We start from the raw sequence: 12,206 nt of genomic DNA on the forward strand, positions 1-12,206 counted from the left end.
TAGGAGCGAGCTTGCTCGCGATGGTCGCTAACGATAACGCGGGCTAGCTGAAGCACCGCGGCGCTCTCAGGCTCATCGCGAGCAAGCTCGCTCCTACAGTGATTGGCCCCCGTGTCGATCGATGATTTATTGCGTGATCCCACCAAATCAGAGCGAGATTGGATGTGAGCAAGAGAGCCTATAACTTCTGTGCCGGCCCCGCGGCGCTTCCCGAATCTGTCCTGCAGCGCGCGCAGGGTGAACTCCTCGACTGGCACGGCAAGGGCCTGTCGGTCATGGAAATGAGCCATCGAAGTGATGAGTTCGTCTCCATCGCGACCAAGGCCGAGCAGGATCTGCGTGATCTGCTGGATATCCCCTCGAACTATAAAGTGCTGTTTCTGCAAGGCGGCGCCAGCCAGCAATTTGCTCAGATTCCTCTGAACCTGTTGCCGGAAACCGGCAAGGCTGACTATATCGACACCGGTATCTGGTCGCAGAAAGCCATTGAAGAAGCCTCGCGCTTCGGCACCGTCAATGTGGCGGCGACGGCCAAGCCTTATGACTATTTCGCAATTCCCGGCCAGAACGAATGGAAGCTGTCGCAAGACGCGGCCTACGTGCACTACGCGCCGAACGAAACCATCGGCGGTCTGGAATTCAGCTGGATCCCGGAAACCGGTGATGTGCCACTGGTTGCGGACATGTCTTCGGATATCCTGTCCCGTCCTGTGGATATCTCCCGTTTCGGCATGATCTACGCCGGCGCACAGAAGAACATCGGCCCGAGCGGTATCGTCGTCAACATCGTTCGCGAAGACCTGCTGGGTCGCGCCCGTTCAATCTGCCCGACCATGCTCGACTACAAGGTCGCGGCCGACAACGGCTCCATGTACAACACCCCGCCAACCCTGGCCTGGTACCTTTCGGGTCTGGTCTTCGAATGGCTGAAGGAGCAGGGCGGCGTAGAAGCCATCGGCAAGCTCAATGACGTCAAGCAGCGCACGCTGTATGGCTTCATCGACGCCAGTGGCCTGTACAGCAACCCGATCAACAAGTCCGACCGCTCATGGATGAACGTGCCATTCCGTCTGGCGGATGATCGCCTCGACAAGCCGTTCCTGGCGGGTGCCGAGGAGCGCGGTCTGTTGAACCTCAAGGGTCACCGTTCCGTAGGTGGCATGCGCGCCTCTATCTACAACGCCGTCGACATCAATGCGGTCAACGCGCTGGTGGCGTACATGGCAGAGTTCGAGAAGGAACACGGCTAATGTCTGAGCAAGAACTCAAGGCACTGCGCCTGCGCATTGACAGCCTGGACGATAAAATCCTGGAGCTGATCAGTGAGCGTGCGCGCTGCGCCCAGGAAGTCGCGCGAGTCAAGATGGCTTCATTGGCCGAAGGCGAAGTGCCGGTGTTCTATCGTCCTGAGCGCGAAGCTCAGGTGCTCAAGAAGGTCATGGAGCGCAATAAAGGTCCGTTGGGCAACGAAGAAATGGCGCGTCTGTTTCGTGAAATCATGTCTTCGTGCCTGGCGCTGGAGCAGCCACTGAAAGTGGCTTATCTAGGCCCCGAAGGTACCTTCACTCAAGCGGCGGCCCTGAAACACTTCGGTCATGCGGTGATCAGCAAGCCTATGGCCGCAATTGATGAAGTGTTCCGTGAAGTGGCAGCCGGAGCGGTGAATTTTGGCGTGGTGCCTGTGGAAAACTCCACCGAGGGCGCGGTCAACCACACCCTCGACAGCTTCCTTGAGCACGATATGGTGATCTGTGGCGAAGTCGAGCTGCGTATCCACCATCACCTGTTGGTCGGTGAAAACACCAAAACCGACAGCATTAGCCGTATCTACTCCCATGCCCAGTCTCTGGCTCAGTGCCGCAAGTGGCTGGACGCCCATTACCCGAATGTCGAGCGCGTAGCGGTTTCCAGCAACGCCGAAGCGGCCAAGCGGGTCAAGGGTGAATGGAACTCGGCAGCCATTGCCGGTGACATGGCGGCAGGCTTGTACGGCCTGACTCGTCTGGCCGAAAAAATCGAGGACCGTCCGGACAACTCCACGCGCTTCTTGATGATTGGCAGTCAGGAAGTGCCGCCGACCGGCGACGACAAGACCTCGATCATCGTATCCATGAGCAACAAGCCTGGCGCGCTACACGAGTTGCTGGTGCCATTCCACGACAATGGTATTGACCTGACGCGGATCGAAACCCGGCCTTCGCGTAGTGGCAAATGGACCTATGTGTTCTTCATCGACTTCGTTGGCCATCACCGTGATCCGCTGATCAAGGCTGTGCTGGAGAAGATCAGTCAGGAAGCAGTAGCACTCAAAGTGCTGGGTTCCTACCCGAAAGCGGTTCTCTGAGGCTTTAACAATGAGTGGTGACTTCCTCGCTCTGGCGCAGCCGGGTGTGCAACAACTTTCGCCTTACGTCCCGGGCAAACCCGTGGACGAACTGGCTCGCGAGCTGGATATCGATCCGGCAAAAATCGTCAAACTGGCGAGTAATGAAAACCCGCTGGGTGCCAGCCCTAAAGCCTTGGCGGCGATTCGCGAAGAGCTGGCCGAGCTGACTCGTTATCCGGATGGCAACGGCTTCGCTCTCAAGAGTTTGCTGGCCGGGCAGTGCCGTGTGCAACTCGATCAGGTGACCCTGGGTAACGGTTCCAATGACATTCTGGAACTGGTGGCTCGTGCCTATCTTGCGCCCGGTCTGAATGCGGTGTTCAGCGAGCATGCGTTCGCGGTCTATCCGATCGTCACTCAGGCCGTAGGTGCGCAGGCGCGCGTGATTCCAGCCAAAGACTGGGGGCACGATTTGCCGGCGATGCTCAAAGCCATCGACAGCAATACTCGCGTGGTCTTCATTGCCAATCCAAACAATCCGACCGGCACCTGGTTCGGTGCAGAGGCGCTGGATGAGTTCCTTCAGGACGTGCCTGAGCACGTGCTGGTGGTGCTCGACGAGGCCTATATCGAATATGCCGAAGGTAGCGATCTTCCGGATGGTCTGGACTTCCTCGCGGCTTACCCGAATCTGCTGGTCTCGCGGACCTTCTCCAAGGCTTATGGTCTGGCCGCGTTGCGTGTCGGTTATGGCCTGTCTACGGCGATCGTCGCTGATGTCCTGAACCGCGTGCGCCAGCCATTCAACGTCAACAGCCTGGCCCTGGCCGCGGCTTGTGCGGCGCTGCAGGACGAAGAATATCTGGCTGAAAGCCGTCGCTTGAACGAGTCCGGTATGCAGCAGCTGGAAGCGGGCTTTCGCGAGCTGGGCCTGAGCTGGATTGCGTCCAAAGGCAACTTCATTGCGGTCGATCTGGGGCGCGTCGCGGCTCCGGTGTTCCAGGGTTTGCTGCGTGAAGGTGTGATCGTGCGTCCGGTGGCCAACTATGGCATGCCGAACCATCTGCGCATCACCATTGGTTTGCCGGCTGAAAACAGCCGCTTCCTCGAGGCGCTGGCCAAGGTTATGGCTCGTGGTTGATGTCATTGCTGTGCAACCTGCTGTGCCTATGATCGGTCGCCTGGTGGTGGTCGGTCTTGGGCTGATCGGTGGTTCCTTCGCCAAGGGCCTGCGCGAAAGCGGCCTGTGTCGCGAGGTCGTGGGTGTCGATCTTGATCCGCAGTCGCGCAAGCTGGCGGTTGAGCTTGGTGTGGTGGATCGCTGCGAAGAAGACCTTGCTCTGGCTTGTAGCGGTGCCGATGTCATTCAGTTGGCGGTGCCGATTCTGGCTATGGAGAAATTGCTGGCCGTTTTGGCGCGCATGGACCTGGGGCAAGCAATTCTGACGGACGTCGGCAGCGCCAAGGGCAATGTGGTGCGTGCTGCGAGCGAAGCGTTCGGCGGCATGCCCGCGCGTTTTGTGCCGGGGCATCCGATTGCCGGCTCCGAGCAGAGCGGGGTAGAAGCCTCCAATGCGCAGTTGTTCCGTCGACACAAAGTGATTCTGACACCGCTGGAACAGACCGATCCCGCAGCGCTGGCAATGGTTGACAGGCTTTGGCGCGAGTTGGGTGCGGATGTTGAGCACATGCAGGTCGAGCGTCATGATGAAGTGCTGGCGGCTACGAGCCACTTGCCGCACTTGCTGGCGTTCGGTTTGGTCGATTCATTGGCCAAGCGCAGTGAAAACCTTGAGATCTTTCGTTACGCTGCGGGCGGTTTCCGCGATTTCACGAGAATCGCCGGTAGCGACCCGGTCATGTGGCACGACATCTTTCTCGCCAATCGCGAAGCTGTCCTGCGCACACTCGATACATTTCGCAGCGATCTCGACGCCTTGCGCGACGCGGTCGATGCAGGGGACGGGCACCAGCTGTTGGGCGTTTTCACGCGCGCCCGGGTTGCCCGCGAGCATTTCAGTAAAATCCTGGCCCGCCGGGCCTATGTGGACGCTATGAACTCCAACGACCTGATTTTCCTGGCTAATCCTGGTGGCCGCCTGACTGGGCGGATTCGTGTACCAGGCGATAAATCGATTTCCCACCGTTCGATCATGCTCGGCTCTCTTGCCGAAGGCACTACCGAAGTCGAAGGTTTCCTCGAGGGCGAAGACGCCCTGGCGACGCTGCAGGCTTTCCGTGACATGGGGGTAGTGATCGAAGGTCCGCACCATGGCCGTGTGACCATTCACGGCGTCGGCCTGCACGGCTTGAAGCCGGCCCCCGGGCCGATCTATCTGGGTAATTCCGGTACGTCGATGCGTCTGTTGTCGGGGTTGCTGGCGGCGCAGAGCTTCGACAGTACCTTGACCGGTGATGCGTCGTTGTCCAAGCGGCCGATGAACCGTGTGGCCAATCCGCTGCGTGAAATGGGGGCGGTCATCGAGACCGCTGAAGATGGTCGTCCGCCGATGACCATTCGTGGTGGTAACAAGCTCAAAGGCCTGACCTACACCATGCCGATGGCCAGTGCCCAGGTTAAATCCTGCCTGCTGTTGGCTGGTCTGTACGCCGATGGCAAAACTACCGTAACCGAGCCCGCCCCGACTCGCGACCATACCGAGCGTATGCTGCGTGGTTTCGGCTATCCGGTAACGGTGAATGGCGCTACGGCTTCGGTCGAGTCCGGGCACAAACTGACGGCGACGCACATCGAGGTTCCGGGGGATATTTCTTCCTCGGCGTTCTTCCTGGTCGCAGCATCGATAGCCGAAGGCTCTGAGCTGGTGCTTGAGCATGTCGGTATCAACCCGACCCGTACCGGTGTTATCGATATCCTGCGTCTGATGGGCGCTGATATCACTCTGGAAAACCAGCGTGAAGTCGGCGGCGAGCCAGTGGCTGATCTGCGTGTACGTGCGGCTAAACTGAAGGGTATCGAGATCCCGGAAGAGCTGGTTCCGTTGGCCATTGATGAGTTCCCGGTACTGTTCGTGGCTGCCGCCTGTGCCCACGGGCGCACGGTGCTGCGTGGCGCAGAAGAGCTGCGAGTCAAGGAGTCGGATCGCATTCAGGTGATGGCGGATGGTTTGCTGGCGCTGGGCGTCAAATGCGAGCCAACCCCGGACGGCATCATCATCGATGGCGGCCAGATCGGGGGCGGTGAGGTGCATGGTCATGGCGATCACCGCATTGCCATGGCGTTCAGTGTGGCGTCGCTGCGGGCAAGCGCTCCAATCCGTATCCATGACTGCGCCAACGTTGCTACGTCGTTCCCCAACTTCCTCGCGTTGTGCGCGCAGGTCGGTATCCGCGTTGCGCAAGAGGCTCAATCGTGATGATCAAAGCGCCTGTAATTACCATTGATGGGCCGAGCGGTTCGGGCAAAGGCACCATCGCCGGTATTCTGGCCAAACGTCTGGAGTGGTGCCTGCTGGATTCGGGGGCGTTGTACCGCTTGCTGGCATTTGCTGCGCGCAATCACGGGGTCGACCTGACCAACGAAGAATCGCTGAAGTTGCTGGCGGCGCATCTTGACGTGCAGTTCGTCGGGGCGACCGAAGGTCAGCCGCAGCGGATCATTCTCGAGGGTGATGATGTCACTGATGACTTGCGCAACGAACAAGTCGGCGCCTGGGCTTCCCAGGTAGCCGCGCTGCCGGCGGTGCGGGACGCTTTGCTGCAACGCCAGCGGGCGTTCCAGGAACCTCCGGGACTGGTGGCTGATGGTCGGGACATGGGAACGGTGGTTTTCCCCGATGCTCCGCTGAAGATTTTTCTGACCGCCAGCGCCGAGGAGCGTGCACGTCGCCGATACTTGCAGTTGAAGGCCAAAGGTGATGATGTTAGTCTGTCGAGTCTGCTAGATGAGATACGTGTACGTGATGAGCGTGACACCCAGCGAGCGGTAGCCCCGCTCAAACCGGCGGCTGACGCCATACAGCTGGATTCCACGGAATTGTCCATCGAGCAGGTGCTGGAACGCATCATGAGCGAGATCGCCATTCGCGATATCGCCGGGTGACCAGGAAACTCCGCAGGGGACACCAGGCATAGTCCTGCGGTTTTTCTTTTATATGAACGTAACCCACATCGTCTGGGATGTGGCAGATGGGCGTATTCTTCGCCCTTATCAACAGGAATTAAAATGAGCGAAAGCTTTGCAGAACTCTTTGAAGAAAGCCTAAAAACCCTGAACCTTCAGGCTGGCTCGATCATCACCGCTATCATCGTCGATATCGATTACCAAGCTGGTTGGGTAACCGTTCACGCTGGTCTGAAGTCCGAAGGCCTCATTCCGCTGGAACAGTTCCACAACGATGCTGGTGAACTGAACATCAACATTGGTGATGAAGTTCACGTTGCGCTGGACGCGGTCGAAGACGGCTTTGGCGAAACCAAACTGTCCCGTGAAAAAGCCAAGCGCGCTGAATGCTGGATTGTTCTGGAAGCAGCCTTCGCAGCTGAAGAAGTGGTCAAGGGCGTTATCAACGGTAAGGTTAAAGGCGGCTTCACTGTCGACGTTAACGGCATCCGTGCGTTCCTGCCAGGTTCTCTGGTTGACGTCCGTCCAGTGCGCGACACCACGCACCTGGAAGGCAAAGAGCTCGAATTCAAGGTCATCAAGCTCGACCAGAAACGCAACAACGTTGTCGTTTCCCGTCGTAGCGTCCTCGAAGCCGAGAACTCCGCTGAGCGCGAAGCTCTGCTGGAATCCTTGCAAGAAGGTCAGCAAGTCAAAGGTATCGTCAAAAACCTCACCGATTACGGCGCATTCGTCGATCTGGGTGGCGTCGATGGCCTGCTGCACATTACCGACATGGCCTGGAAGCGTATCAAGCATCCTTCCGAAATCGTCAACGTTGGCGACGAGATCGATGTCAAGGTTCTGAAGTACGATCGCGAGCGCAATCGTGTTTCCCTGGGCCTCAAGCAACTGGGCGAAGACCCATGGGTTGCTATCAAGGCACGTTACCCAGAAAGCACTCGCGTTACCGCGCGTGTAACCAACCTGACCGACTACGGCTGCTTCGCTGAGCTGGAAGAAGGCGTGGAAGGCCTGGTACACGTTTCCGAAATGGACTGGACCAACAAGAACATCCACCCTTCGAAAGTCGTACAAGTCGGCGACGAAGTGGAAGTTATGGTTCTGGACATCGACGAAGAGCGTCGTCGTATCTCCCTCGGCATCAAGCAGTGCAAATCTAACCCATGGGAAGATTTCTCTGGCCAGTTCAACAAGGGCGATAAAATCTCCGGCACCATCAAGTCGATCACCGATTTCGGTATCTTCATTGGTCTGGACGGCGGCATCGACGGCCTGGTTCACCTGTCCGACATCTCCTGGAACGAAGTGGGCGAAGAAGCCGTACGTCGCTTCAAGAAGGGCGACGAGCTCGACACCGTCATCCTGTCTGTTGATCCAGAGCGTGAGCGCATCTCCCTGGGTATCAAGCAGCTGGAAAGCGATCCGTTCTCCGAGTACGTTCAAGAGAACGACAAAGGCGCAATCGTTAAGGGTATCGTGAAAGAAGTTGACGCCAAAGGCGCCATCATCACTCTCGCTACCGATATCGAAGCTACTCTGAAAGCCTCCGAAATCAGCCGTGACCGCATCGAAGATGCGCGTAACGTTCTGAAAGAAGGCGAAGAAGTTGAAGCCAAGATCATCAGCGTTGACCGCAAGAGCCGTGTAATCCAGCTGTCCATCAAGTCGAAAGACGTTGAAGACGAGAAAGAAGCTATCCAGAGCCTGCGCGAGAAGCCAGCTACTTCGGATATCGCTGCTGGTCCTACCACTCTGGGCGACCTGTTGCGTGCACAAATGGAAAAGCAGAACTAAGTTCTGTCAGACCATAGAAAAAGGGCGACTTCGGTCGCCCTTTTTTGTGTCTGCGATTTGACCCGCAACTTGCGTTGTACGCTGCCGGCTATCTGTCGATGAGCAGCGCAAGTTAGGTACTACCCGGGTATAAGGTCCGGGCTTTTGGCTTCGGTAAATGCCGTGGTTCTTGGTCCGTGCACGGCATCTCTGGCGTCGTGCAGATAAGTCAATACACGGGCTGTTCAAAATCCTCCGGGCGTGCTAAAACCTTTGAAGCGCTGATCTAGCTGCTTGAAAAAGAAGGGAAAAATATGACGAAGTCGGAGTTGATCGAACGAATTGTCACCCATCAAGGGCTGCTCTCATCCAAGGATGTCGAGCTGGCCATCAAGACCATGCTTGAGCAAATGTCCCAGTGCCTCGCTACCGGTGATCGCATCGAGATCCGTGGCTTTGGCAGCTTCTCCTTGCACTACCGCGCACCGCGTGTAGGTCGCAACCCGAAAACCGGTCAATCCGTCAGCCTTGACGGTAAATTCGTTCCCCACTTCAAGCCGGGCAAAGAGCTCCGGGATCGGGTGAATGAGGACGAGGAGGAGGGGATTTGATAGTGTTGGCTCAAGGAGCAACTCATGCGTAATTTGAAACGCGTACTCCTCGTGGTAGCTGTTCTCTTGCTTGTGCTGGCGATTCTGGCTTTTGTGCTAGAGAACCAGCAATCAGTTTCCTTGCTGTTCCTTGGCTGGGCCGGGCCGCAACTGCCAATCTCAGTCATAACGGTGTTGGCGTTGTTGATAGGGATGCTGATTGGGCCTCTTATCGGCTGGTTTGTCGGTCGCACCGCAAGAGCGCGGCGCAAGCGCTTGGTCTGATTAAGGCGCGGGTCGGGGGGAGGGGCATCGAACTTTTCACGCGTTGTTTGTCTATATCCGTTAGTAAATCCTCCTTTAAACTGTAAAATGCTACGTCTGTCTGAATAGTTGGAGATTCCATAGGGATCTCGGCATTGGCACGGATGGATCACTCGTCAGAGGCTACGGCTAATACGATAGCTTTTGCATTCATGGATTAGACAGCGCTCAGTGTGCAGCTTTGTCAGCAACTCAAGGGTATGGTTTCCGCGTGAAAATTCTAGTAACCGGCGGCGCCGGGTTTATCGGCTCTGCAGTCATTCGTCATATCATTTCCAATACTACTGACTCCGTAGTAAACCTCGATAAGCTGACTTACGCTGGCAACCTTGAGTCTGTGGCGCAAGCGGCTCAGAGTGAGCGCTATGTGTTCGAGCGCGTGGATATCTGCGACCGGGATCAGGTGGATCGCGTCCTGCGCGAGCACCAGCCCGATACGATCATGCACCTGGCGGCCGAATCCCACGTTGATCGCTCGATTTCCGGCCCGTCTGAATTCATCCAGACCAACATTATCGGCACTTACACCTTGCTGGAGGCTGCTCGCCACTACTGGAGCACCCTGGATGATGAGCGCAAAGCCAATTTCCGCTTTCACCATATTTCTACCGACGAAGTCTACGGAGACCTTGAAGGTCCGGAAGACCTCTTCACCGAAACCACGCCTTACCAGCCAAGCTCGCCGTATTCGGCCAGTAAAGCCAGTTCCGATCACCTGGTTCGTGCCTGGAGCCGCACTTACGGCTTGCCGACCCTGGTCACCAATTGCTCGAACAACTACGGCCCATGCCATTTCCCTGAGAAGTTGATCCCGCTGATCATCCTCAATGCGCTGGAAGGCAAGCCGCTTCCGGTGTATGGCAAAGGCAATCAGGTTCGTGACTGGCTCTACGTCGAAGACCACGCACGTGCCCTGTATAAAGTCGTGACCGAAGGCGTCGTCGGCGAGACTTACAACATTGGCGGCCATAACGAAAAGCAAAATATTGAAGTGGTGCACACGCTCTGCGCTCTGCTTGATGAGTTGCGTCCCGATTCACCGCATCGCCCTCACGCCAGCTTGATCACCTATGTCCAGGATCGCCCTGGCCATGACCAGCGCTACGCAATCGATGCCAGCAAAATCCAGCGTGAGCTGGGCTGGGTGCCTGAAGAGACCTTCGAGACCGGGATTCGTAAAACCGTCGAGTGGTACCTCGATAACACCGAATGGGTTGCTCACGTGAAAAGTGGCAGCTATCAACAGTGGATTGATAAAAACTACACTGACCGTTCAAGCAAAGCATGAAAATCCTTCTTCTTGGCAAAAACGGCCAGGTCGGCTGGGAGCTGCAACGCTCCCTTTCGCCACTCGGCGAAGTGATAGCGCTCGACCGTCAAACGGTCGATGGGCTGTGTGGCGACTTGTCCGATCTTGACTCGCTGCGAGCAGCGATTCGTCAGGTCAAACCCGACATCATCGTCAACGCTGCGGCTTACACTGCGGTGGATAAAGCCGAATCAGAGCCTGAGCTCGCAACTCGCATAAATGCCCTGGCAAGTCGGGTCATGGCCGAAGAAGCATTGTCCCTTGATGCCTGGCTGATTCACTATTCTACGGACTACGTGTTCAGTGGCAGCGGACAAGCGCCATGGAAAGAAGATGACGCAGTCGCGCCAGTGAATCATTACGGCGCGAGCAAGCTCGCTGGTGAGCAGGCCATTAGAGGTACCGGCTGCAAACACCTGATCTTCCGCACCAGCTGGGTCTATGGTGCTCGTGGTAACAATTTTGCCAAGACCATGCTGCGTCTTGCCAAAGGCAGGGAAACACTGAGCGTCATTGCCGATCAGGTTGGAGCGCCCACTGGTGCAGACTTGATCGCAGACGTTACAGCCTTGGCTATTCAGCAAGTCGTTAAGCGCCCTGAGCTGGGGGGCGTGTATCACTTGGCGGCTGGCGGCGAAATCTCGTGGCACGGCTATGCTAGTCATGTGATCGATTTCGCTCGTGGCCATGGCGAACAACTGATGGTGACGGCAATCAATCCGATCGATACCACGGCCTACCCAACACCTGCGCGTCGGCCGCTGAATTCGCGTCTGAATACTCAGAAGCTGCGTGATAACTTTTCTTTGCACTTGCCGGATTGGCAAAGTGGCGTAACCCGAATGCTTATGGAAGTTCTAGATAAATGATCAACACGACAAATCGCAAAGGCATCATCCTCGCTGGCGGCTCGGGCACACGTTTGCACCCGTTGACCTTGGGTGTTTCGAAGCAGATGCTGCCGATCTACGACAAGCCGATGATCTTTTATCCGCTGTCGGTGCTTATGCTCGCGGGCATGCGTGAAATTCTGATTATCTCCACCCCGGAAGACTTGCCGTGCTTCCGCAAGCTGCTGGGTGACGGCAGCGTGTACGGCATCAAGCTGACCTACGCCGAACAGCCAAGCCCGGATGGCCTGGCTCAAGCCTTCATCATTGGCGAGGAGTTCATCGGTAAGGATCCATGCTGCCTGATCCTGGGCGACAACATCTTCTACGGTCAGCACTTCTCCGACAATCTTCGCTCCGCCAGCACTCAACAGCATGGCGCCACGGTATTTGGTTATCACGTTTCCGATCCCGAACGCTTCGGTGTGGTTGAGTTCGATGCATCGGGCCGCGCACTGAGCATCGAAGAGAAACCGCTCAAGCCAAAATCCAGCTACGCGGTGACCGGTCTGTACTTCTACGACAACCAGGTTGTCGAAATCGCCAAGAACATCAAACCGTCCGAGCGCGGCGAGCTGGAAATTACCGACGTCAACCGTGCTTATCTCGAGCAGAAGACCCTCAACGTCGAAATGCTTGGGCGCGGCTTTGCCTGGCTGGACACCGGTACCCACGACTCGCTGCTTGAAGCCAGCCACTTCGTGCACACGATCGAGCAGCGCCAGGGGCTGAAAGTAGCTTGCCTGGAAGAGATTGCTTACCACAATGGCTGGATCACTGCCGAACAACTGGGCGCTCAAGCTGACGCTTTGAAGAAGACCGGTTATGGTCAGTACCTGCAGAAGCTGCTGGGCTCGAGCTCCCACTGACCGGCGAGCGTTATCCTTTCGAACGCTTACGTTCAGCC

11 protein-coding genes are annotated in these 12,206 nt (G+C 57.0%); all 11 read left to right on the top strand.

What is annotated here, in order from left to right; genetic code table 11:
* Positions 1–164: 164 nt before the first annotated feature.
* The 11 genes from serC to rfbA all read left to right on the top strand — a co-directional run bounded on the left by serC (position 165) and on the right by rfbA (position 12,168).
* Positions 165–1,250 (top strand): 3-phosphoserine/phosphohydroxythreonine transaminase, encoded by a 1,086-nt coding sequence (gene serC / locus AC07UI_RS18175; RefSeq protein ID WP_494993800.1) that lies wholly within the window; start codon positions 165–167, stop codon positions 1,248–1,250.
* The gene (gene pheA, locus AC07UI_RS18180; RefSeq protein WP_494993801.1) at positions 1,250–2,344 is read left to right on the top strand and encodes a prephenate dehydratase; all 1,095 of its coding nucleotides are present in this window, start codon (positions 1,250–1,252) and stop codon (positions 2,342–2,344) included. The genes serC and pheA overlap by 1 nt, the downstream gene beginning before the upstream one ends.
* Before the next feature lie 10 nt (positions 2,345–2,354).
* A complete protein-coding gene (hisC, locus tag AC07UI_RS18185; RefSeq protein WP_494993802.1) occupies positions 2,355–3,467 on the top strand; it encodes a histidinol-phosphate transaminase in 1,113 nt (370 codons plus the stop codon).
* Between the two features lie 28 nt (positions 3,468–3,495).
* Entirely contained in the window at positions 3,496–5,703 is a 2,208-nt protein-coding gene (locus AC07UI_RS18190; protein WP_494993863.1) for a bifunctional prephenate dehydrogenase/3-phosphoshikimate 1-carboxyvinyltransferase, read from the top strand.
* Positions 5,703–6,389 (top strand): (d)CMP kinase, encoded by a 687-nt coding sequence (cmk, locus tag AC07UI_RS18195; protein WP_494993864.1) that lies wholly within the window; start codon positions 5,703–5,705, stop codon positions 6,387–6,389. Before AC07UI_RS18190 ends, cmk begins: the two co-directional genes overlap by 1 nt.
* A gap of 123 nt (positions 6,390–6,512) precedes the next feature.
* A complete protein-coding gene (rpsA, locus tag AC07UI_RS18200) occupies positions 6,513–8,207 on the top strand; it encodes a 30S ribosomal protein S1 (RefSeq protein ID WP_494993803.1) in 1,695 nt (564 codons plus the stop codon).
* A gap of 293 nt (positions 8,208–8,500) precedes the next feature.
* On the top strand, positions 8,501–8,797 hold the full coding sequence (ihfB, locus tag AC07UI_RS18205) for an integration host factor subunit beta (RefSeq protein ID WP_065886416.1): 297 nt from the start codon (positions 8,501–8,503) through the stop codon (positions 8,795–8,797).
* Between the two features lie 24 nt (positions 8,798–8,821).
* Complete coding sequence (locus tag AC07UI_RS18210) at positions 8,822–9,061, top strand: LapA family protein (protein ID WP_494993804.1); 240 nt, start codon at positions 8,822–8,824, stop codon at positions 9,059–9,061.
* 250 nt (positions 9,062–9,311) lie between these two features.
* Positions 9,312–10,388 (top strand): dTDP-glucose 4,6-dehydratase, encoded by a 1,077-nt coding sequence (gene rfbB, locus AC07UI_RS18215; protein WP_494993805.1) that lies wholly within the window; start codon positions 9,312–9,314, stop codon positions 10,386–10,388.
* Positions 10,385–11,278 carry a dTDP-4-dehydrorhamnose reductase gene (gene rfbD, locus AC07UI_RS18220; protein WP_494993806.1) on the top strand — a complete coding sequence of 298 codons (894 nt, stop codon included), beginning with the start codon at positions 10,385–10,387 and terminating at the stop codon, positions 11,276–11,278. The genes rfbB and rfbD overlap by 4 nt, the downstream gene beginning before the upstream one ends.
* Positions 11,278–12,168: a glucose-1-phosphate thymidylyltransferase RfbA gene (rfbA, locus tag AC07UI_RS18225; protein ID WP_494993865.1), complete on the top strand. Its 891-nt coding sequence runs from the start codon at positions 11,278–11,280 to the stop codon at positions 12,166–12,168. The genes rfbD and rfbA overlap by 1 nt, the downstream gene beginning before the upstream one ends.
* Positions 12,169–12,206 lie beyond the last annotated feature (38 nt).

Source organism: Pseudomonas sp. GW821-FHT04C07 (assembly GCF_059420325.1).

Bases quoted from the DNA above. Each gene is read 5' to 3' on its own strand.
- pheA (WP_494993801.1), top strand. From the start codon at position 1,250: ATGTCTGAGCAAGAACTCAAGGCACTGCGCCTGCGCATTGACAGCCTG.
- hisC (WP_494993802.1), top strand. From the start codon at position 2,355: ATGAGTGGTGACTTCCTCGCTCTGGCGCAGCCGGGTGTGCAACAACTT.
- AC07UI_RS18190 (WP_494993863.1), top strand. From the start codon at position 3,496: ATGATCGGTCGCCTGGTGGTGGTCGGTCTTGGGCTGATCGGTGGTTCC.
- cmk (WP_494993864.1), top strand. From the start codon at position 5,703: ATGATCAAAGCGCCTGTAATTACCATTGATGGGCCGAGCGGTTCGGGC.
- rpsA (WP_494993803.1), top strand. From the start codon at position 6,513: ATGAGCGAAAGCTTTGCAGAACTCTTTGAAGAAAGCCTAAAAACCCTG.
- ihfB (WP_065886416.1), top strand. From the start codon at position 8,501: ATGACGAAGTCGGAGTTGATCGAACGAATTGTCACCCATCAAGGGCTG.
- AC07UI_RS18210 (WP_494993804.1), top strand. From the start codon at position 8,822: ATGCGTAATTTGAAACGCGTACTCCTCGTGGTAGCTGTTCTCTTGCTT.
- rfbD (WP_494993806.1), top strand. From the start codon at position 10,385: ATGAAAATCCTTCTTCTTGGCAAAAACGGCCAGGTCGGCTGGGAGCTG.